Below are 21,634 nucleotides of genomic sequence, written 5' to 3'. Positions count from 1 at the left end.
TGGGTGAGAATGCTACGGCAGCAGGCCAACCCGCTGTGCTGCAGCCACTAGGGCCGTCTCGAACCGTGGCAAGTCGGCGAGGGTGTACAGCCCGTCAATTCGGCCCGACTCAGCCAGGGCGAACATGCGGCGGAAGTCGCCCCGTCGACCATTCCAGCCGATACCGTCGACAACCCCAAACACGTACTGGTCGGCGTAACGGACCTGCGCCATTGCCTCGACTTCGGTGACCGCGGCAGTGAGTTTGGAGCCGGTCGAATCGAAACCCTTGCATGCAACCGTGATCTTTGCGTTCGGAAAGTCGGGGATGACGAGGTCGGCCGGGCCGGTCTCGCCATTGCGGCCAGTGAACCGTCCGCGCATCGCGTAAGGCAGTCCAAGGCCCTTCACGATGTCTTCGACCGCATCTTCGATGAGCTTGCCGGCCACGCCGGCAGACGTTGCAGCAGTGCGGCTAGTGCCGCGGGCGATCAGGACGTCAGCGAACGTGTACGAGGCGAACCGTTGCGCGTTCAGTGACGCAACGAGGTTGAACGTGTCGTCCAGCCAAGCGATCAGCGCGGCGGCGTCGTCCTTGGCTGCCTTGACCCATGACGCCGTATTGAACTCGGCGCGCACTAGGTTTTTCAGCTTCTCCTGCGATAGGCCGACAACCAGGCCCAGCGTGTACACGTCCTTGGGCCTGTTCTGTGCCCATGCTGTCAGGGACGCTCGGTCAATGACGGAAAGCGCTCCGAGGGACCAGGCCGCGAACTTGATTTCATTGCTTGCAGGCGTCGAGATGGTTGGGTCGACGTGCGCTGTCAGTTTCTGGAGTCGCGCGAGGTACGCGAGCATTTCGGGGTTGTCAGCCACAATGCTCAGCGTCCGATGAACAGATACTCGTCGACCTTGCGGCGTTCGGCAGTGCTGTGCGTGCCGTAGTGGTAAGTGTGCGGAATGACCCGCACCTCCACGTCGTCTTTGAACTCACGCAGCAACCCTAGAAGAGTTTCCCGGTCAGGAAGTGCGTTCGATGAGTAGGAGAGGACGAGGGTCGAGTCGTGAAACCGCTTGAACAGGTCGCGGAAGCCCTCTTCGATGGTCCGCTTTGAAGAGAACTTTGTGACGCGCTTCGGAAGTTTGTGCGTCTTCGTCTGAGCCATGATCGTGTCGCCGACCCAATAGCGGCTTAGGCCCTCGAGGAAGTGGAAGCGTTTCGTGTAGTCGTTGTCGTCTGTCGGGGGCGCGTACGGTGGGTCCAAGTAAACAACGTCGTATCGGCGCGACTCCAAGTCCGCGACCTCGACGCTCGTGACCTCGTGGCCAGCGCCCGCTTTGAAAACCGCCGCGTTGTAGTCTGCGGCCCGCGCAACGAAATGCTCACGAAGCGACATCCGTAGGTCGCGCCGGCCGTCGTCGTAGTGCGACAGATCGCCCGAAATAGTGAACACCCCACGTGGCTGCTTCCGAGCGGCTGCGAGGCACAGGGAAGCTACAGCTAGGTTCCTCTTGTGGCCACGCATTGTCGCGATGTGGGACCACGCCGCATCGAGGAACTCCAGGTCGCCGGGCGTGTAGTAGATGCCTTCGAACGTTCGGCGGATGAAATCGCGGTCGTCAGCGGCAGGCCCCGTGATGCGCGCGATGTCGGTCGCGGTGAGTTTGACGGTCTGGTTAACGACTGAGGCCTGAGCGACGATGCCAGGGAAGCCCAGGTAGTCGTTTGAGTGGACGCTGTATCCCTGTTGCTTGAGCAGATACGACACGACCCCGCTGCCGGAGAAGGCGTCGAGGGCGGTATTGCCGCCTACGTCCGCGAACGCTTCAGCCAGATGCGGCAGGAGCTTGTATTTGGAGCCCATCCATCGGACTCGGGGAAAGATGGCGGCAGCCCGGGCTGCCGCGGCAGCTGGGGTCGTCGGCTCAACGGGCACGGTCGTAGTCTGCCTGACCAGGCTGACAGGGCACTGCTTGGCGCTCCGGAGGAGGGGCCAGTTTCGGGCGCCCAGTTGGGCTCGTCAAGGTCCTCACGTTCGATGAGGTTCTCGCTCGCGGGGTATGGCGAGTGAAGCGGCTCGTGCGGACCGTCTCCGAGGTGTGACATTAGGTATGAGATGCGGCGCATAGTGGGCGGAGTGATGGGCCCCAGGTGCCGTGTCGCCGCCTCCCTCTGCTGGATCCCGACTGCTAACAGGCAAGGTCCACTCAAAGCAGGCCGCGGGACTTGAGCAGGAGGTAGTGGTCGGCGAGGGCGACGGGCAGCTGCTCGGGGTCGGCGTCGAGGACGTCGACCCCCAGCCGCCCGAGCGCCGCCCCGGTGCGCTCGCGCAGCGCGATCGTCCGCGCTGCGGCGGCGGCGTCGTAGGCCGCGCGGCCGTCCTCGTGTGACTCCACCATCGCGGTGAGCGCCGGGTCCGACACCGAGGCGAGCACCACGCGGTGGCGCTGCGCGAGGACGGACAGCGGGGCGAGGAGGGACTCCTCCACGGCCGACGGCTCGAGCGGCGTCAGCAGCACCACCAGGCCGCGCTGGCGGCTCACCCGCGAGACCTCCGAGACGAGCAGCGGCCAGTCGGCCTCCACGAGGGCCGGCTCGAGCGGGGCCATCGCGGTCACGAGGTCCGGGAGCAGCTCGGTGCGGCTGGCCCCGACGACCTTGCGGTGTACCCGTCGGTCGCCCGCGACGAGGTCGACACGGTCGCCCGCCCGGGAGGCCAGGGCCGCGAGCAGCAGCGCGGCATCCATGGCGGAGTCGAGGCGCGGCACGTCGCCGACCCGGCCTGCCGACGTCCGTGACGTGTCGAGCACGAGGATGATGTGGCGGTCCTTCTCGGGCTGCCAGGTGCGCACCACGGTGGTGCGGCGCCGGGCCGTGGCGCGCCAGTCGATGCTGCGCACGTCGTCGCCGTCGACGTAGTCGCGCAGCGAGTCGAACTCCGTGCCCTGACCGCGGGTGCGCACCGCCGAACGGCCGTCGAGCTGGCGCAGCCGGGCCAGCCGCGACGGCAGGTGCTTGCGGGAGTGGAACGGCGGCAGCGCACGGACGTGGCCGGGGACGACGACCGACGCCTGACGCCCGGCGAGGCCGAGCGGCCCCAGCCGGCGCAGTGTCACGCGGTCGGCGAGCCGGTCGCCGCGCCGGGTCGGCAGCAAGGGTGTGGTCACCTGCCTGCGCTCGCCGGCTGGGACCGAGAGGCGGTGGCGCGTGCCGGTGGCCCCCGCAGACGGCTGCCACGCGTCGCGCAGGGAGCCGCGGAACCGTCGGCTCCCCGGGTTGTCCACGAGCAGCGTCGTGGATGTGCCCTCACCCAGCCGGACGGGCGCGACCGGCATACGGTCGAGCCGCACCGCACGCGGCGAGCCGGTGAGCGAGAGGTCGAGCGCGGCCGCGACCAGGCACACCCCGACCCACACCCAGACCGTGGTGGTGTCCGGGCGCACGAGGACGGGCACGGCTCCCAGGAGCACGAGCGCGAGCAGACGGCCGGTGACGAACACGGTCAGCGGGGGACCGGCACCGAGCCGATGGCGGCGTCGAGCACGGCCGACACGGCGACGCCCTCGAGCTCGGCCTCGGGACGCAGCGACAGGCGGTGGGCGAGCGTCGCCTGCGCCAGCGACTTCACGTCGTCCGGGGTGACGAAGGTGCGGCCGTTGAGCCAGGCCCAGGCGCGGCTCGTGGCGAGCAGCGCGGTGGCGCCGCGCGGGCTCACCCCGAGAGACAGGGACGGTGAGCTCCGCGTCGCCCGGGCGATGTCGACGATGTATGCCGCGACCTCCGGGCTCACCTGCACGTGCCGGACCCGCGCCGCACCGGCCTCGACGTCCTCGGCGCTCGCGACCGCGCGCAGCCCGGCCGCCGCCAGGTCCCTGGGGTCGAAGCCGGCCGCGTGGCGGCTGATGACCGAGATCTCGTCCTCGCGCGGCGGCAGCGGCAGGACGGCCTTGAGCAGGAAGCGGTCGAGCTGGGCCTCGGGCAGCGGGTAGGTGCCCTCGTACTCGACCGGGTTCTGGGTGGCGGCCACGAGGAACGGGGTCGGCAGCCGGCGCGGGGTGCCGTCGACGGAGACCTGGCGCTCCTCCATCGCCTCGAGCAGGGACGCCTGCGTCTTGGGGGGCGTCCGGTTGATCTCGTCGGCCAGCAGGAGGTTGGTGAAGACCGGCCCCTCGCGGAACGAGAACTCCGACGTGGCGTTGTCGTAGACCAGCGACCCGGTGACGTCGCCCGGCATGAGGTCGGGGGTGAACTGCACGCGCTTGGTCTGCACGTCCAGGGCGGCGGCGACACTGCGGACCAGCAGGGTCTTGGCCACGCCCGGCACCCCCTCGAGCAGGATGTGCCCGCGGCACAGCAGCGCGATGAGGATGCCCGCGACGGCCGCGTCCTGGCCCACGACGGCCTTGCCCACCTCGGTGCGCACCGCCATGAGCGCGGCACGGGCGCGCTCGTCGCTCTCGTCCCGCCCACCCATGGGGTGAGATGCGTATGCCGCCGGGGCGCCCGACGGGGCGGCGCCCATCGGGGCGGCGCCCATCGGGGCGGCGCCGGTCCCGGTGGACGGGGCTGGAGAGGTCGGGTGGTCGGTCATGCGCGGCGCACATCCTTCTCGAGTTGCGACAGGTCGTGGGCAAGGTCGACGAGGGCCGACTCCGACGTGGGGGCGGGTCCGGCGAGGGTGGCGGTGACGAGGACCGGGTCCTGCCCGGTGGCCTCGGCCGCGGCCGCGGCCACGGCTGTGGCAGAGGCGCCGGTGGGCAGGCCGAGCCTTGCAGCGAGCCGGCGGACGGCCCGGGCACGCAGCGCTTCTCCGGCGCGTCCGGCGTCACCCGCCTTGCGGTAGAGCCGGCCGCGGCTCTGGGTGGTCTCGATCGCCTTGACCACGGCGGGCAGCGGCTCGGTCACCAGCGGCCCGAACCGTCGACCCCGCCAGATCATCAGCACCAGCAACGCCCACAGCGCGAGGAACGCCAAGGGAGCGACGGCCTTCGGGACCTCCGAGGTGGCAGTGGTGTCGCTGCTGGTGATGTCGAGGTACGACGGGACGTACCAGACCACGGAGTCGCCCCGGGCGAGCAGCCGCACGGCCACGCCCGCGGCGTCGAACCGGGTGATGGAGTCGTTCCGCAGCAGGTCCGTGGCGCCGAGGACCACGACCTCGGGGCGTCCGCCGGACGGTGGCAGGGCCACGAGCCCCGAGCCGTCGCCGACGGTGAAGCACGACGTAGCCCCGGGGGCATCGGCCGTGTAGAGGTCGGCGCCACCGGCGACGGTGTCGGTGGGGGAGAGGCCGTCCAGCGTGCACCCCGCGCGTACGACCCGCGGGGCGCTCGCGGCCGCGGCGGGGGAGACGGGCAGCTCGAGCTCGCGCAACAGGAACCGGCTTGGACCGACGAGCACCAGTCGCCGGGCGCCGCGGGCGTGGTCGAGCATCGAGCGGGCGGTCTCGGCGGACAGCGCGTCCGTGCGGGTCACCACCACGGTGGTGCCGCCGTCGACCTCGGCACCGTCGAAGGCGCCCTCGTTGCGGACGACCCGCACCCGCGTGCCGTGGTCGTCGACGACCCGGGCCACGGCGCGCGCGCCCTCGGGGCCGGCGTTCTGGGGGTCGAGCTCCTGGCCACGGTGGGCCGACCGGGTGAGCCCCACCTGCACGGCGATCGCGACCAGTGCCAGCGCCGCCAGGACCGCCGCGGCCCAGAGGAGCCGCCCGCGCCAGCGTCGCCGGCCGCGAGGAGGTGCCTCGCCACCGCTCGGCGACGGCGAGGCGGCGTCCCGCGTGGCCTCGTGCGCCGCCGCGCGCTCCCACACCTGCAGCGTCACGGCAGCACCACCGCGCTGACGGGCTCGCGATCCACACGCTCCGGACGGGCGGCGGACACCGCCCGCTCCAGCCGCAGCAGCTCGGCGGCCTCCTCCCGCGACGCGGACGCCTCGCCGTACGCCACCGCGTCGAACAGGTCGGCGGCCGCCCGCAGGCTGGTCGCGTGCGGCGGGAAGACGGGGCCGAGGCGCGCGGCGATCTCGTGGGCGGTGAGCGATGGAGCGTCCTGCAGGAGGGTCCGCTCGACGGCACCGGCCGCGACCGCGCGCACGGCATCGAGGACGCACGCGGCATACCGGCCCTCGTCCAGCGCGCGGGTGGCCCGGGCGCGGTACTCGGCAGCGGTGAGCGCCTCGGTGCCGAGCACCGGCAGGGGGCTGTCGTCGGCGCGGCGCGCGGTGCGGCGCACGTACCGGAGGGCGACGAGCCCGAGCACCAGCAGCAGCACCGCCACGACGCCGGCGGCCACCGACGGCAGCGGGTTCGACGAGCCGTGGACCCCGCTGAGCAGGTCTGAGAGCCACCGGCCGAAGGCGTCGAGCGCCCGCTGGAGCGGGTCGCGGGTGTCGCGGTAGACCGGGTCGGACAGCTCCTTGCGCAGCCACGCCCGGGCCTCGTCGTTGCCGGGGTCGAGCCGGGCGGGCAGCGCGGCGAGGGCCGACAGGGTCACAGACCCACCGGGGCGCCGGAGACCGCGCGGGCCAGGGCGAGGTCGAAGCCCTCGGCCCGGATGCGCGCGTCGGTGTAGAGCAGGGCGGAGACGGCCGCCGAGAACGGCTGGGTGAGCAGGGCCGCCAGTCCCGCGCCGAGCACCGAGGTGCCGACGGTGACAATCGCCAGGAGGGGGCCGTTGGGGTCGCCGTGCGTCGTTGACACCAGGCCGAACCCGAGCGCCATCCCGGCGAACTGGAAGCCGAATCCCAGCACCTGCTGGACGATCCCGACGAGCAGGCCCGTCACGATGAGCACGCCGAGGGTGCGCCAGAAGCGCCCGTCGGTCAGCTGCCACGACCGCTTGAGCGACGCCACGACGCCGAGGTCCTCCAGCACGAGCGCCGGTGTGGCCAGCACCAGGCGGATCGTGACGTACGCGGTGAGCCCCACCGCGACGAACACCGCGAGCAGCGCCACGACCCCACCGGCGTCCGAGCCACGGCTGAACGCCAGGACGACCAGCGCGATGAGCCCGCCGAAGACGGCGACGACGGGGACCAGCAGGAGCAGGCAGAGCCCGGTGAGCCGGGGGATCATCCGGCGCGTGTGCCGCCACACCTCACCGGTCGTGGGCTTGCGGCCGAGGACCGCCTCCCCGACGGGGTAGGACAGCATGCCGGTGAGGACGACCCCGGTGACCGCGCTGAGCGCGTAGAGCAGGGTGAGGCCGCCGACGGCGCCCACCGCGAGCACGGCGTCGCTGGCGGAGCCGCCGAGCGTGGTCGCGGCGAGGTAGCCGAGGGCGCCCAGGGCGCCGAGCAGGACCACGACGGCGAGTGTCACGAGCAGCGCCAGCCCGAAGAAGGTGCGCGGGTTGCGCCGCATCGCCGCGAAGCCGCCCTCGATCATGTCGCCGAGCCCCAGCGGCCGCAGCGGGATGATGCCCGGCTTGTGCGCGGTGAGGGCCGAGGACCAGTGGGCCGCGGGGAGTGCGTTGCCGGGCGCCCCGCTGCCGGCGTATGCCGGTGCCTGCGGCGGGTACTGCGCCTGCGGCGGGTACTGGGGGGCCGGGATCCCGGGCGGGACGGCTGCACCGGGCGGGAACGCTGCCCCGGGCGCAGAGGGAGCGCCGGGCGTGGAGGCAGCGCTGGGCGTGGAGGCGGCACCGGGTGGCGGGGGTGCACCGGGCGCGGACCAGCCGGGCGTCGCGGCACTCCCGTTGCCGCCCGCGGGTTGCGTCATCCGACCTGCCCCCTCCTGCTCCACCCCGTGCGTGCTGCGAACCTACCAACTCCGCAGCCGTTCCCGGAGGCGTTCGGGCACCGCGTCAGGCCGGACGCCTCAGTGGGCCAGGGCGGACAGCAGCGGCTCGAGCTCGCTGGCCCGGGCCGGGAGGGCGCCCAGGGCCTCCTGGCGGGCGACCACCCGCGGCTCGTCCCGCATCAGCGCGAGCCCGCGGCGCACCAGTGTCCACGGGGGCTTGCGCCGCTCGGACAGGTCGCGAAGCAGGCGCCAGGCGAAGGTCAGCGCCCGGTGGTGGTGGACGCAGTACGCGCCGGCGAGCAGCCCGCGCTCGCGCAGGTCGGCGATGATCTCGGCGGCGAAGATGCCCTCGGTGAGGACCAGGTCGTCCGGTCCCGCGGTGACGACCGTCGACCCGACGGCCCGGCTGAGGCCGATGTCGTAGACCGGGGTCGAGACCGACCCGGTGGCGACGAGCGTCTCGAGGGCGACGACCGCCGCCTCGCGGTTCCACGAGTCGGGGTGGTCCCAGTCGACGATGCCGAGCTCGGCTGAGCGCGGCATCGCCGGGTCGTCCTCGTCGCGGTAGAAGTCGTCGAGCCGGACGATCGGCCACCCGTGCGCGTCGTGCAGCCGGGCGGCGAGGCGCGACTTGCCGGCCCCGCTGGGGCCGGCAAGGACGACGACGCGGGCCGCGGTCAACGGCCCTTGGGGTGCCAGACCGTCTTGGTCTCGAGGAAGGCGGTGACGCGGGACAGGTCGGGCTCGCGGGTCCAGTCGGGCTCGACAGCCTCGGTGCCCTCACCGGCCGGGCGCACGACCCGCTTGAGATTCTCCGCGGCGGCGAGCTCGAGGTCGCCCCAGCTCACGCCGTCGGCGTCCGCCGCGCCGGAGAGGTCGATCGCGTTGACGTCGCGGTGCGAGGCGATCCACGGGGCGACCTCGGCGGTGCGGCCCGTGATGAGGTTGACGACGCCACCGGGGACGTCGGAGGTCGCCAGCGCCTCGGACAGGGTGATCGCCGGCAGCGGCCGCAGCTCGCTGGTGAGCACCACCGCGGTGTTGCCCGAGACGATGACCGGCGCGAGGACCGAGACGAGGCCGAGCAGCGAGGACCGTTGCGGCGCAAGCACTCCCACGACCCCGGTCGGCTCGGGTGCCGAGATGTCGAAGTACGGGCCGGCCACGGGGTTGAGCCCGCCGAGGACCTGCGCGAGCTTGTCGGCCCACCCGGCATACCAGACCCAGCGGTCGATGGACGCGCTCACCAGCGCCTCCGCGCGGCGTTCGGTGACGCCCTCGCCGGCGCGCACCTCGGCGACGAACTGGGCGCGACGCCCCTCCATCACCTCGGCGATGCGATAGAGCACCTGCCCGCGGTTGTATGCCGTGGCGCCGGCCCAGCCGGCGAACGCGCCACGCGCTGCGACGACGGCGTCACGGGCGTCCTTGCGCGAGCCCTGCGCGGCATTGGCGAGGAACCGGCCGCGGGAGTCGACGACCTCGTAGGAGCGGCCGGACTCCGAGCGGGGGAACTTGCCGCCGATGTAGAGCTTGTAGGTCTTGCGGACGTCCAGGCGGGTGTCCGCGGCGGCGGACCTCTGGGCGGTGGGGCTCACTTGGCGTCTCCCGTCGTGACGTAGGCGGACAGGCCGTGGCGCCCGCCCTCGCGGCCGTAGCCGGACTCCTTGTAGCCGCCGAAGGGGCTGGTCGGGTCGAACTTGTTGAAAGTGTTGGCCCAGACGACACCGGCGCGGAGCTGGTCGGCCATCCAGAGGATGCGCGAGCCCTTCTCGGTCCAGATGCCGGCGGACAGGCCGTACGGGGTGTTGTTCGCCTTGGCCACGGCCTCGTGCGGCGTGCGGAAGGTCAGCACCGACAGGACCGGCCCGAAGATCTCCTCCTGGGCGATCCGGTGGGTCTGGCTGACGCCGGTGAAGACGGTCGGGCGGAACCAGAACCCCTTGCTGGGCAGCTCGCAGCCGTTGTCCCAGCGCTCCGCGCCCTCGGCCTCGCCGACCGCGGTCAGCTCGGTGATGCGGTCGAGCTGGGCGCGGGAGTTGATCGCGCCCACGTCGGTGTTCTTGTCGAGCGGGTCGCCGACGCGCAGGGTGGCCAGGCGGCGCTTGAGCCGCTTGTCGACCTCGTCGGCGATGGACTCCTGGACGAGCAGCCGCGACCCGGCGCAGCAGACGTGGCCCTGGTTGAAGAAGATGCCGTTGACTATGCCCTCGACGGCCTGGTCGATGGGGGCGTCGTCGAAGATGATGTTCGCGGCCTTGCCGCCCAGCTCGAGGGTGGCCTTCTTGCGGGTGCCGGCGATCGAGCGGGCGATCATCTTGCCGACGCCGGTCGAGCCGGTGAACGCGAGCTTGTCGATGCCCGGGTGGTCGACGATCGCCTGGCCCGTGGCGCCGGCGCCAGTGACGATGTTGACGACGCCCGGCGGCAGCTCGGCCTGCTGGAGGACCTCGGCGAAGAGCAGCGCCGACAGGGGAGTGGTCTCGGCCGGCTTGATGACCACGGTGTTGCCGGTGGCCAGCGCGGGGGCGATCTTCCACGCCAGCATGAGCAGCGGGAAGTTCCACGGGATGACCTGGCCGACGACGCCGTGGGGCCGGGGGTTGGTGCCGAGGCCGGCGTAGTCGAGCTTGTCGGCCCAGCCCGCGTGGTAGAAGAAGTGCGCCGCCGCGAGCGGGACGTCGACGTCGCGGCTCTCCTTGATCGGCTTGCCGTTGTCGAGGCTCTCGAGCACCGCGAACTCGCGGGCGCGCTCCTGCAGGATGCGCGCGATGCGGAAGAGGTACTTGCCGCGGTCGGCGCCGGACATCCGGCTCCAGACGCGCTCGTACGCACGCCGGGCCGCGGCGACGGCGCGGTCGACGTCGGCCTCGCTCGCCTCGGTGACCTCGGCGAGGACCTCCTCGGTGGCGGGGTTGGTCGACTTGAACGCCGACCCGCCCTGGGACTGCGTGAACTCGCCGTCGATGAACAGCCCGTAGGAGGGCTGCAGGTCGACGACGGCACGCGACTCGGGTGCCGGTGCGTACTCGAAGGTGGCCATCGGGTTCGTGTCCTCGGTTCGGTGCGGATGGAGGATGGACGGGCGGGGCCGCGGCCGGTGGGCGCGGCGGGAGGTCAGTACAGGCTGGGGGAGTCGTCGGTGACGTAGTCGGAGCCCGAGTAGGCACCGATCCGCATGCGCTGGCGCTGCAGCAGCAGGTCGTTGAGCAGGCTCGAGGCGCCGAAGCGGAACCAGTGGTTGTCGAGCCAGTCCTCGCCCGCGACCTCGTTGACGGTCACGAGGAACTTCAGCGCGTCCTTGCTCGTGCGGATGCCCCCGGCGGGCTTGACCCCGACCATCTCGCCAGTGAGGTCGCGCCAGTCGCGCACCGCCTCGAGCATGACCAGGGTGACGGGCAGGGTCGCGGCGGGCGAGACCTTGCCGGTGGAGGTCTTGATGAAGTCGCCACCGGCCAGCATCGACAGCCAGGACGCGCGGCGGACGTTGTCGTACGTCACGAGCTCGCCGGTCTCCATGATGACCTTGAGCCGCGCGGAGCCGCAGGCCTCCTTCACGGCCGCGATCTCGCGGAACACCGTGAGGTAGTCGCCCGACAGGAACGCGCCGCGGTCGATGACCATGTCGATCTCGTCGGCCCCGGCGTCGACCGCCGCGGCGGTGTCGGCGAGCTTGACGGGCATGATCGCGCGCCCGCTCGGGAACGCGGTGGCGACGGCGGCGACCTTGACGCCGCTGTCGGTGCCGAGGGCCTGCTTGGCGGTGGCGACCATGTCGCCGTAGACGCACACGGCGGCGGGGCGCGGGGTCGTCATGTCGGTGGCGTCCGGGGTGAGCGCCTTGGACGCCAGCCCGCGCACCTTGCCGGGGGTGTCGGCGCCCTCGAGCGTCGTCAGGTCGATCATCGAGATCGCGGTGTCGATGCCCCACGCCTTCGAGGTCGTCTTGATCGAGCGGGTGCCGAGGGAGGCGGCGCGGGCCTCGCAGCCGACCTGGTCGACGCCGGGCAGGCCGTGCAGCCAGCTCGTCAGTGCGCTGTTGGACAGGCGCGAGACGCCGAGGAGGTCACGGGCGCGGGCCGTCGCGTCGACGACGGGGGCCGCGGCGGGGGAGGTGCTCACCGACCAATCCTAGCCGGGCCGCGCGGGTGCCCCCGCCGCGCCGCTGGGGTGGCTGCGCCGCGTCGCTGAGTTGTCCCGCCCGGGTCGGCCGTCAGTCCGCGGGGCCGGACCCGAGGGTCACCGTCGCGTGGTGGGCCACCCCGGAGGAGTTGACCCAGGACACGACCACGCGGTCGCCGGGCGACCGTCGCGCCAGCACACCGGTGAGCTCCGTCTGGGACGAGACGGCCGTCCCGCTCACCCGGGTGATGGTGTCGCCGGCCTGCAGGCCCGCGCGCTCGGCGGCGGAGCCGGTGACCACGCCGACGACCGGCACACCCGCGGCGGTCGACCCGGCATACGCGCCCGAGCCACCGGTCTGCACGCCGAGGAACGCCGGCAGGCCCTGGTGGTAGGTCGCGTTGTCGGTGCCCGACAGGATGGCCGTCGCGACGTCGAGGGCGTGGTCGATCGGGATGGCGTAGCCGGCGACGGTCTGGCCGGCGTAACCGCTCGTCTCGGCGGCGGTGTCGATGCCGATCACCTTGCCGGCGCTGTCGAGCAGCGGGCCGCCGGAGTCGCCGGACTGGATCGGTGCACTCGTGCGGATGAGGCCGGTGACCGTCTCGCTCGTCCCGTCGCCGTCGCTCGCGGTGACCTGCTGGTCGAGGGCCGTGACCGTGCCGCTCGCCGCGGCGGTGCCGGGATCGTTGCCGGCGTTGCCGACACCGGTGACCGCGTCCCCGACGGCGACCGACGACGACGTGCCCATCGGTGCCGTCGTGAGCCCGCTCGCGCCGCGCAGGCGCAGGACTGCGAGGTCGTTGGTCGGGCTCGTGCCGACGACGGTGGCGACGTAGCTGCGGCCCGTCGAGAGCACGGTCACCGTGATGGTCGTGGCGCCGTCGACGACGTGGTTGTTGGTGAGCACCTCACCGCCGGAGGTGAGGACGATGCCCGTGCCGGCGGCCTGGGACTGCCCGTAGTCGACGGTCGTGACGATGTCGACGACTCCGCGCAGCTGCCGGGCCGTTGCCTCGGTCGTCGTCCCGGCGGCGGTGGCCGTGCCGGGGCTGCCGGTGCCGGGGCTGCCCGTGCCGGAGCTACCGGTGCCGGAGCCGTCCGTGCCGGAGCCGCCCGCACCGGTGCCGTCGCTGCCGGCGCCCCACCAACCGTCGCTGTCCCACGCGCCGGAGTCCCCGGCATACCGGCCACCACCCCATCGGGCGGGCTCGGTGCCGGCGCTCGTGCCGCCGACCGCGACCGTGCCGTTCGAGGCCCGGAGGGCACTCTCCAGCTGGTACCCGCCGTAGCCGACGGCGCCGGCCGCCAGGGCGCCGGCGGTGACGAGGGAGAGGGCGATGGAGCGGCGGAGGGCTGGCATCGGGGTCACCTGCGGTTCGGGTCGGGGATCGATGGACCCCACGACACACCTCGCGGGTGGACCCCGGCTGTACCGAGCCTGAGCGGTCGCTGTGGGTGCGGTGGCGGCGGTATGCCGTTAGCGCGTGGCGAGGGCGCGGACCCGGCTGACCAGCTCGCGCCCGCGGAACGGCTTGACCATGTAGTCGTCGGCTCCGGCCGTGAACGCCTGGTCGATGTCGGCCTCCTGCGCCTTGGAGGTGAGCATCAGCACGGGGACGTCCTTGGTGCGGGCGTCGGCACGCAGGGCGCGACAGACGTCGACCCCGCTCATGCCCGGCATCATCCAGTCGAGGACCACGAGGTCGGGTGCCTGCGCCAGCGCGGCGGCCAGGCCGTCCCAGCCCTCCGCCTCGGCGACCACCGTGTGCCCGTCACGGGTGAGCAGGGTCACGACGAGGTCCTGGATGTCCATGTCGTCCTCCACCACGAGAACCTTCATCGCCGGTCCTTCCCGAGCAGCTGTCCGTCCCCGGGCACGGCCGGACCAGGTCATCCGCAACCCTATGGCGCCGCGGCCCGGGATCGGCCGGTTCCGCGCGCTGCATCTTCCCCGTCGGCCGGCCGCGCGGCCGTCGACGCCGGGCGACGCGCCGTGCGGTGGACACCATTGCCGTTTCCGCCCAAGTCGGGCACGCTCGCCCGCGTGGACCGCGCGGAATTCCTGCAGCTCCGTGAGGCGGTGACGAACAACCTGCCGCCCGCCTCCGGTGCGCCGCTGGACGACGCCGCGGCCCGGCTGCGACGCCGGCTCGTCTCGAGCGTGATGTTCGCGCAGGTGGAGGTGGAGGTCACCGACGACCCCGAGCGGTTGCTGGTCGCCCTGGTCCGGTACCGGCCGGGCACGCGCCCGCGGCAGGTGTCGAGCTTTCTCGAGGCGGTCTGGATCACCGAGCTGCGCCTGTCGGACCTGGACGCCTTCCACTTCCTCGTCGAGGACGGGCAGGTGGAGCTCGAGGCGGTCACGGGGGACCAGGGGGCCGGCCACTTCGTCAGCCTGCTGCTGGTCGCCCTCGAGGGCGAGGCCCAGGACTTCGAGGGCGACCGGCAGGTGGTCCGGGACGCCGACCCCGTGGCGCCGTCCCCCGACCCGGTTGAGGCGTCGGGAGGCAGGAAGCGGTTCTGGCGGAAGTCCTAGCCGGACGGAGGGCTCAGGCCCCGGTGAGCGGCCTCAGGGCGTGGTGAGCGCCGACATCGCCTCGCGCAGGGCCGCCAGGCGCTCGGCGGCGGCGGCCTTGGCCTCGTCCAGGGCCTCCTCGTCGGCGACCGGCTCGACCACCTCGAGGTAGACCTTGAGCTTCGGCTCGGTGCCGGAGGGCCGGACGATGACCCGGCTGCCGTCCTCGAGGTGGTAGCGCAGGCCGTCGGTCGGCGGCAGCGACTCGCTGCCCGTGGCCAGGTCGTCGGCGCGCGCGACGGCGGTCCCACCGACGTCGGTCGGGGGCTGCTCGCGCAGCCGCGCCATCACGGTGCCGATGAGCGACAGGTCGGCCACCCGCACCGAGAACGAGTCGGTGGCGTGGACGCCGTGCTTCACCGCGAGCTCGTCGAGCAGGTCGGTGAGGGTGCGGCCCTGCGCCTTGAGCGTGGCGGCCAGCTCGGCCATGAGCAGGCAGGCGCTCACGCCGTCCTTGTCCCGCACCGTCGCCGGGTCGACGCAGTAGCCCAGCGCCTCCTCGTAGCCGTAGCGCAGCCCCTCGACCCGCGAGATCCACTTGAAGCCGGTGAGGGTCTCCTCGTGGCGGATGCCGGCGTCCTTCGCCATGGCCGCGAGCAGCCGCGAGGAGACGATCGAGTTGGCGAACACGGCGTCCTCCGGCACCCCGCGGGCGAGGATGTGCGCCCCGAGCAGGGCGCCCACCTCGTCGCCGCGCAGCATGTGCCACTGCCCGCCGTCGGGGACGGCGACCGCGCACCGGTCGGCGTCGGGGTCGTTGGCCAGGACGATGTCGGGCCGGACCTCCTCGGCGAGGGCGAGCGCGGCGTCGATGGCGCCGGGCTCCTCCGGGTTCGGGAAGGTCACGGTCGGGAAGGCGGCGTCCGGGTGCTCCTGGCTGGCCACCGGGGTCGGTGCCGGGAAGCCGGCCCGCTCGAAGACCTGCATGAGGGTGTCGCTGCCGACGCCGTGCAGGGCCGTGTGCACCACCGACAGGTCGCGCGGGCTGTCGGGTGCGACGACCCGCGCGGTCGCGTCGAGGTACGCCTCGAGCACGTCGTCGCCGAGGGTCTCCCAGCCGTCGTCGGCGAGCGGGACGTCGGCGACCTGCGCGACCCGCGCGATGTGCCCGGCGATCCGGCTGTCGGACGGCGGGACGATCTGCGACCCGTCGCCGAGGTAGACCTTGTACCCGTTGTCCTGCGGCGGGTTGTGGCTGGCCGTGACCATGACGCCGGCGTCGGCGCCGAGGTAGCGGATCGCGAAGGCGAGCACGGGGGTGGGCAGCACGTGCGGCAGCACCGCGGCCCGGCCGCCCGCACCGACGACCACCGCCGCGGTGTCGCGGGCGAAGACGTCGGACTTGGTCCGAGCGTCGTAGCCGACCACGACGAAGGGCTCGGGCTCGGTCTCCTCGAGGTATGCCGTGAGCCCGGCCGCCGCGCGGATCACGACCGCGCGGTTCATCCGGTTGGGCCCGGCGCCGATGGCACCCCGCAGCCCGGCGGTCCCGAACTCGAGCATCCCGGCGAACCGGTCCGACAGGTCGGCCAGCGCCTCCTCGTCGCCCTGCTTGGCGCGGACGAGGACGTCACCGAGCTCGACCCGGGTGTCGTGGTCGGGGTCGTCGTCGATCCAGTGCTGGGCGGCCTCGACGAGCTCGTCCTCGTGGCCGTGGGTCTCGGGCGTGGACCCGTCGCGGCCGTGGCGCGCGGCATACGTCATGGGGTGCTCCTCTCAGATCCGGCCGACCACGGCGGCGAGCAGCCGACCGCACCGCTCCGCAGCGGCCTGGCCGGCCTCGAGGACCTCCTCGTGCGAGAGGGGCTGGTCGCTGATGCCGGCGGCGAGGTTGGTGACCAGTGAGATGCCGAGCACCTCCAGCCCGCACTGGCGGGCCGCGATCGCCTCGAGCGTGGTCGACATGCCGACGAGGTCGCCGCCGAGCACCTTGGCCATCTGCACCTCGGCCGGGGTCTCGTAGTGCGGGCCGCGGAACTGCACGTAGACACCCTCGTCGAGGTCGGGGTCGACGCTGCGGGCGAGCTCGCGCAGGCGGGGGGAGTACAGGTCGGTGAGGTCGACGAAGTTCGCGCCCTCGATGGGGGAGTGCGCCGTGAGGTTGATGTGGTCGCGGATGAGGACCGGGGTGCCGGGGCGCCACGCGGGGTTGAGGCCGCCGCAGCCGTTCGTCAGGACGATCGTCGAGCAGCCCGCCGCGGCGGCGGTGCGCACCGCGTGGACCACCGCGCGGACGCCGCGGCCCTCGTAGAAGTGGGTGCGGGTGCCGTAGACCAGGGCCCGCTTGCCGGTGTCGCCGATCGCGACCGAGCGCATCGTGCCGGAGTGGCCGGCGACGGCGGCGCGGCCGAAGCCGGGCACGTCCTCGTTGTCGATGGTCGCGAGCGTCTCCCCGATGAGGTCGCCGGTCTGCCCCCAGCCGGACCCGAGGACGAGGGCCACGTCGTGGCGCTCGGCGCCCGTGCGCTCGGCGATCACGGCGGCCGCGGCGCGGGCGACGTCGAAGGGGTCCACGGCGGGGTCGGACAGGTCCGGCGTGCCCGGCGACGGGCGGCTCTGCTCACTCACCCCGGAAGCGTAGCGACGGCCGGGGCCCTGCGCGCAGGGGTGTCTTGATCGACTTCCCAAGGAGACCTGCGACCATGCCCGGCGTGAACAGCGACGCAGACCCCGTCCTGCCCGAACGCCCAGCCGGTCGGGGGCCCGCGCCGACGCGCCGGGCGGTGCTCGGGGCGGCGGCAGTCGCGCTCACCACGGCCGCGTGCTCGACGTCCGACCACCCGGGCGGGCAGTCCGGGGCGAGTGGCTCCCCGACGTCGCCGTCGACGACCACCACCAAGGGGTCGGCCACCTCGACGGCGACCGGGTCATCCACGGCCACGGCAGGTGGCGGCCTCGTGAAGCCGGGCATCGCCTCCCGGCCCGGCGACGACATCGTCCACGGGCCGCGCGACCGGTCCGAGGTGGCCCTGACCTTCCACGGCCAGGGCCCCGCCTCCCTGACCAAGCAGGTCCTCGAGGCCTGCAAGGCCGCCGACGCCCATGTCACCGTCTTCGCGGTCGGCACGTGGGTCACCGCCGCCCCCGAGCTGGCCCGCGCCGTGCTGGCCGCCGGCCACGAGGTCGGCAACCACACGTGGAGCCACCAGCAGATGAAGACCCTCGACGCGGCGACCGCCGACGCCGAGGTCGCCAAGGGCGTCTCCGCCCTGGAGAAGGCCCTCGGCTCGGCCGGCTGGTGGTTCCGGCCCAGTGGCACCCTGCACAGCACGGCGCGCATCCGCGCCGCGGCCCGCCGCGCTGGTTACGCTCGCTGCGTGTCGTACGACGTGGACCCCCAGGACTTCCTCGACCCCGGCGCTGCCGCGGTCCGGCAGCGCACCCGCGCGCAGGTGCGGGCCGGGTCGATCGTGAGCCTGCACCTGGGGCACCCCGGCACTGCCGAGGCGCTGCCCGGCATACTCACCGACCTGTCCCGGATGGGGCTGCGCCCGGTCGGGCTGAGCACCCTCCTGCGGGACGTCGCGTGAGGACACGCCGACCGGCGGCCGCGCGCCTGCGCCTCGCCGCCCTCGCCGGGGCCGTCACGGCCGGGTGCGTGCTGTCCGCCTGCAGCCCGTCGGTGAGCGACACGTCCGGGACGACCACGCCGAGCACCAGCGCGTCGCAGGCGTCGTCCTCGAGCACGACGACCGCCGCGGCGACCAACGTCTACGAGCACGACGGCGCCGGCATGCTCTCGCCGGAGGCGGCGAAGGCCAAGCCGCTCGTCTACGTGCCCAACACCATGGCCAACACCGTGCAGGTCATCGACCCGCGCACGTACAAGGTGATCCGCCGGTTCAGCACCGGCCGCGAGCCGCAGCACGTCGTGCCGTCGTGGGACCTCAAGACGCTGTGGGTCAACGACGACCTCGGCAACGACCTCATCCCGATCGACCCGCTGACGGGCAAGCAGGGCAAGGCCGTCCCGGTCGACGACCCGTACAACCTGTACTTCACGCCCAACGGCAAGCACGCCCTGGTCATGGCCGAGCGGCTGCGGCGCATCGACGTCCGCGACCCGCAGACCATGAAGCTGCAGCGCTCGCTGCCGGTCCCGTGCCACGGCGTCAACCACGCCGACTTCAGCGCCGACGAGAGCTTCTTCGTCGCCAGCTGCGAGTTCTCCGGCAAGCTGCTCGTGATCGACGCGGAGGCCCGCAAGGTCCGCAAGGTCATCGACCTGAACAAGGTAAAGACCCCCGGGGCGACGTCGCCGCGCCAGGCGATGAACATGCCCGGCAGCCCGAAACAGGGCCTGATGCCCGGCGCGTCCGCCATGCCGCAGGACGTGCGGCTGACGCCCGACGGCCGCTGGTTCCTCGTCGCCGACATGCTGCGCAACGGCGTCTGGGTGATCGACGCGAAGACGCAGAAGATCTCCCGCTTCATCCACACCGCGATGGGGGCCCACGGCATCTACCCCTCGCGGGACGCCAAGCGCCTGTTCGTGTCGAACCGCGACGCCGGCTCGATCACGGTCCTGGACAGCAGCACCCTGGCCAAGGTGGCGCTGTGGAAGATCCCGGGCGGCGGCTCGCCGGACATGGGCGGGGTGACCGCGATGGGTGACGAGCTGTGGCTCGCCGGACGGTACGACCACGTCGTCTACGTCTTCGACACCACGACCGGCAAGGTCACCCACACGATCAAGGTCGACAGCGGGCCGCACGGCCTGTGCGTCTGGCCGCAGCCGGGGCGGTTCTCGCTGGGCCACACCGGCAACATGCGCTGACCGGCGCTCCGGCGTGGTGGCGCGGTTGGTGGCGGTCCTGCCGCCACTGACGCGGTGGCAGGCGCCGGCGCCCCCAGTGGTTGGATGGGGGCCGTGAACGCGCCCCAGCCCTCCGTCGTGATCCTCGGTGGCGGCCCCGGCGGGTACGAGGCCGCCCTCGTCGCCGCCCAGCTCGGCGCGTCCGTGACGGTCGTGGACCGCGACGGCCTCGGGGGAGCGGCCGTGCTCACCGACTGCGTGCCGTCCAAGGCGCTCATCTCCACCGCGGACTTCCGCTCCCAGTTCGAGACCGCCTCCGACCTCGGGCTGCACCTCGAGGACCACGAGGGCGACGAGGTGTCCGACTCGGTCGCCGAGCTCGTCACCGTCAACCGCCGGGTCATGGCGCTCGCCGCCGCGCAGTCCCGCGACATCGGCGAGCGGCTGGCGTCCGACGGCGTCGAGGTGCTGCGGGGGACTGGCCGGCTGCTGTCGCCCTCCAAGGTCGAGGCCACCCTCGAGGACGGCTCGACCCGCACTCTGGCCGCCGACGTGGTGCTCCTCGCCACGGGTGCCACCCCGCGCGTGATGGACAGCGCGCGACCCGACGGCGAGCGCATCCTCACCTGGCAGCAGATCTACGAGCTGCCCGAGCTGCCCGACCACCTCGTCGTCGTCGGGTCCGGCGTCACCGGTGCCGAGCTGGCACAGGCCTACCTCGGCCTCGGCGCCCGCGTCACGCTCGTGTCCTCCCGCGACCGGGTCCTGCCCGGTGAGGACGCCGACGCCGCCACGGTCATCGAGGACGTCTTCCGCAAGCGCGGCATGGAGGTCCTCGGCCGCTCGCGGATGGAGTCGGTACGGCGTACCGACGACGGTGTCGTCGTGCGCCTCGTCGACGGCCGCGAGGTCGAGGGCTCGCACGCCCTGCTCGCCGTCGGCTCGGTCCCGCAGACGTCCGGGCTCGGACTCGAGGAGGTCGGGGTCGCCCTCAGCGAGTCGGGTCACGTCGTCACCGACCGCGTCTCGCGAACCTCCGTGCGAGGCGTGTATGCCGCGGGCGACTGCACGGGCGTGCTGCCCCTCGCGTCCGTGGCCGCCATGCAGGGGCGGATCGCCATGGCCCACGCCCTCGGCGACGCGGTGGCCCCGCTCAACCTTCGTGGCGTGTCCGCGAACATCTTCACCGACCCCGAGATCGCCACGGTCGGCTACTCGCAGAAGGACGTCGACGAGGACACCGTCGACGCGACCTGCGTGATGCTGCCGCTCGCGACGAACCCGCGCGCCAAGATGCAGGGGATCACCGACGGCTTCGTCAAGCTGTTCGCCCGGCGCGGGGTCGGCACGGTGGTGGGCGGGGTCGTGGTGGCGCCCAAGGCGTCCGAGCTCATCTACCCCGTCACGATCGCGGTGCAGCACGGGCTGACCGTCGACCAGCTCGCGGGCACCTTCACGGTGTACCCGTCGCTGTCCGGCTCGATCGCCGAGGCCGCGCGCCAGCTCCACCCCCGCGACTGACCCGTCTCCTCCCTTCCCACTTGTTGCCACGTGGTGGTCACGAAGGGTCCCCATCGCCGGCGTGGTGACCACCACGTGGCAACAAGTGGGGAGTTGTTGTCGGGTGGGGAGGCGGCGCGGCGGTGGACCGGCTGCAGGACGGGCCGGGTCGGCCGGGCCTCGGTAGGGTCGAACGACGGGTGCCGCCCGGTGCCCAGCACGACGCGTTCCAACCGGAGGCAGACGATGGCTGGCGAGTGGCTCGACAAGATCAAGGACTTCGCGAAGGGGAACCCCGACAAGGCCGACTCGGCGATCGAGAAGGTCGAGGACCTCATCGACCAGCGCACGGGCGGGCGGTATGCCGACCAGGTCGACAAGGGTGGCGACGTCCTGCGCGACAAGCTCGGGCTGCCGCCGCAGGGGGCGCCGGCCGACCCGGACCCGGGCCAGCCGCCGACCGCGCCTGCGCCGCTGCCCACCCCCGAGCCCGAACCCGGTCCGGTGCCCACCCCGGAGCCGGGGCCGGTGCCCACCCCGGAGCCGGGGCCGGTGCCCACCCCGGAGCCGGAGCCGGGGCCGGGGGCCTCGAGGACGCCGCCCGCGTCCTCGCAGGAGAGCCCGGTGCCGGCGCCGAACCCCAGCCCGGGGACCGGTGACCCCGAGCCGGGGCGGCCCGCGGACGCCGGGTCGCCGGGTGACGTTCCCACCACCCCGGAGCCCTCGGACCCGGATGCCGACCCGCTCCCGCAGGGTGGCCCGACCCAGCAGGGCGAGCCGCAGCCCGACGAGCCGGCTCCCGGCGGCGGGCAGCCGGACTCCGGTGGGCCCGTGCAGGTGCCGACCGACGAGCCGGGGACGACGAGCACGGCCGGCCCCGGACCGGACACCGGTGATGCCGGCGCACCCGAGAAGGAGCTCCCGCCGTTCGGCCGCCCCTGACCGGTTCCTGACCGG

At 73.1% G+C, this 21,634-nt stretch carries 20 protein-coding genes; 5 read left to right on the top strand and 15 right to left on the bottom strand.

What is annotated here, in order from left to right; all coding sequences use genetic code 11:
• Positions 1-12: 12 nt before the first annotated feature.
• The 13 genes from RKE38_RS03650 to RKE38_RS03590 form a co-directional block, all read right to left on the bottom strand.
• The gene (locus RKE38_RS03650; protein ID WP_316006087.1) at positions 13-855 is read right to left on the bottom strand and encodes a hypothetical protein; all 843 of its coding nucleotides are present in this window, start codon (positions 853-855) and stop codon (positions 13-15) included.
• A 5-nt stretch (positions 856-860) separates the two neighbouring features.
• Positions 861-1,844: a DNA adenine methylase gene (locus tag RKE38_RS03645; protein WP_316006086.1), complete on the bottom strand. Its 984-nt coding sequence runs from the start codon at positions 1,842-1,844 to the stop codon at positions 861-863.
• Positions 1,845-2,187: 343 nt separating this feature from the next.
• On the bottom strand, positions 2,188-3,480 hold the full coding sequence (locus RKE38_RS03640) for a DUF58 domain-containing protein (protein WP_316006085.1): 1,293 nt from the start codon (positions 3,478-3,480) through the stop codon (positions 2,188-2,190).
• A 2-nt stretch (positions 3,481-3,482) separates the two neighbouring features.
• Positions 3,483-4,571, bottom strand: a complete 1,089-nt coding sequence (locus RKE38_RS03635) for an AAA family ATPase (protein WP_410055428.1) — start codon at positions 4,569-4,571, stop codon at positions 3,483-3,485.
• Positions 4,568-5,803, bottom strand: coding sequence for a DUF4350 domain-containing protein (locus RKE38_RS03630; RefSeq protein WP_316006084.1), 1,236 nt, complete (start codon positions 5,801-5,803; stop codon positions 4,568-4,570). The genes RKE38_RS03635 and RKE38_RS03630 overlap by 4 nt, the downstream gene beginning before the upstream one ends.
• On the bottom strand, positions 5,800-6,474 hold the full coding sequence (locus tag RKE38_RS03625) for a DUF4129 domain-containing protein (protein ID WP_316006083.1): 675 nt from the start codon (positions 6,472-6,474) through the stop codon (positions 5,800-5,802). Before RKE38_RS03625 ends, RKE38_RS03630 begins: the two co-directional genes overlap by 4 nt.
• Entirely contained in the window at positions 6,471-7,700 is a 1,230-nt protein-coding gene (locus RKE38_RS03620) for a glycerophosphoryl diester phosphodiesterase membrane domain-containing protein (RefSeq protein WP_316006082.1), read from the bottom strand. Before RKE38_RS03620 ends, RKE38_RS03625 begins: the two co-directional genes overlap by 4 nt.
• Positions 7,701-7,799: 99 nt before the next feature.
• On the bottom strand, positions 7,800-8,402 hold the full coding sequence (locus RKE38_RS03615) for an ATP-binding protein (protein WP_316006081.1): 603 nt from the start codon (positions 8,400-8,402) through the stop codon (positions 7,800-7,802).
• Complete coding sequence (locus tag RKE38_RS03610; protein ID WP_316006080.1) at positions 8,399-9,319, bottom strand: aldehyde dehydrogenase family protein; 921 nt, start codon at positions 9,317-9,319, stop codon at positions 8,399-8,401. The genes RKE38_RS03615 and RKE38_RS03610 overlap by 4 nt, the downstream gene beginning before the upstream one ends.
• Complete coding sequence (locus RKE38_RS03605) at positions 9,316-10,764, bottom strand: aldehyde dehydrogenase family protein (protein WP_316006079.1); 1,449 nt, start codon at positions 10,762-10,764, stop codon at positions 9,316-9,318. Before RKE38_RS03605 ends, RKE38_RS03610 begins: the two co-directional genes overlap by 4 nt.
• 74 nt (positions 10,765-10,838) lie before the next feature.
• On the bottom strand, positions 10,839-11,843 hold the full coding sequence (gene deoC, locus RKE38_RS03600; RefSeq protein WP_316006078.1) for a deoxyribose-phosphate aldolase: 1,005 nt from the start codon (positions 11,841-11,843) through the stop codon (positions 10,839-10,841).
• A 91-nt stretch (positions 11,844-11,934) separates the two neighbouring features.
• Entirely contained in the window at positions 11,935-13,206 is a 1,272-nt protein-coding gene (locus RKE38_RS03595) for a S1C family serine protease (protein WP_316006077.1), read from the bottom strand.
• Positions 13,207-13,323: 117 nt separating this feature from the next.
• Complete coding sequence (locus RKE38_RS03590) at positions 13,324-13,686, bottom strand: response regulator (RefSeq protein WP_316006076.1); 363 nt, start codon at positions 13,684-13,686, stop codon at positions 13,324-13,326.
• Between the two features lie 204 nt (positions 13,687-13,890).
• On the opposite strand from RKE38_RS03590, the gene RKE38_RS03585 reads away from it, so the two are divergent.
• Positions 13,891-14,382, top strand: coding sequence for a hypothetical protein (locus tag RKE38_RS03585; protein WP_316006075.1), 492 nt, complete (start codon positions 13,891-13,893; stop codon positions 14,380-14,382).
• Positions 14,383-14,415: 33 nt separating this feature from the next.
• Here the strand turns inward: RKE38_RS03585 and RKE38_RS03580 are convergent, their stop codons facing one another.
• Together RKE38_RS03580 and RKE38_RS03575 are read right to left on the bottom strand one after the other, a co-directional pair.
• Positions 14,416-16,125, bottom strand: coding sequence for a phospho-sugar mutase (locus tag RKE38_RS03580; RefSeq protein WP_316006074.1), 1,710 nt, complete (start codon positions 16,123-16,125; stop codon positions 14,416-14,418).
• A gap of 12 nt (positions 16,126-16,137) precedes the next feature.
• The gene (locus tag RKE38_RS03575) at positions 16,138-16,989 is read right to left on the bottom strand and encodes a purine-nucleoside phosphorylase (RefSeq protein ID WP_316006073.1); all 852 of its coding nucleotides are present in this window, start codon (positions 16,987-16,989) and stop codon (positions 16,138-16,140) included.
• An 83-nt stretch (positions 16,990-17,072) separates the two neighbouring features.
• On the opposite strand from RKE38_RS03575, the gene RKE38_RS03570 reads away from it, so the two are divergent.
• The 4 genes from RKE38_RS03570 (at position 17,073) to RKE38_RS03555 (ending at position 21,619) form a co-directional block, all read left to right on the top strand.
• Complete coding sequence (locus tag RKE38_RS03570; protein ID WP_316006072.1) at positions 17,073-17,951, top strand: polysaccharide deacetylase family protein; 879 nt, start codon at positions 17,073-17,075, stop codon at positions 17,949-17,951.
• A complete protein-coding gene (locus RKE38_RS03565; RefSeq protein WP_316006071.1) occupies positions 17,948-19,198 on the top strand; it encodes a YncE family protein in 1,251 nt (416 codons plus the stop codon). The genes RKE38_RS03570 and RKE38_RS03565 overlap by 4 nt, the downstream gene beginning before the upstream one ends.
• An 84-nt stretch (positions 19,199-19,282) precedes the next feature.
• Complete coding sequence (locus RKE38_RS03560) at positions 19,283-20,698, top strand: NAD(P)H-quinone dehydrogenase (RefSeq protein WP_316006070.1); 1,416 nt, start codon at positions 19,283-19,285, stop codon at positions 20,696-20,698.
• Positions 20,699-20,923: 225 nt separating this feature from the next.
• Entirely contained in the window at positions 20,924-21,619 is a 696-nt protein-coding gene (locus tag RKE38_RS03555; protein ID WP_316006069.1) for an antitoxin, read from the top strand.
• Positions 21,620-21,634 lie beyond the last annotated feature (15 nt).

Origin of the sequence: Phycicoccus sp. M110.8, from assembly GCF_032464895.1 — a bacterium.
GTDB lineage: Bacteria > Actinomycetota > Actinomycetes > Actinomycetales > Dermatophilaceae > Pedococcus.
Note: the sequence above shows the minus strand (reverse complement) of the source record. Positions and strands in the feature narration are given on the sequence as shown.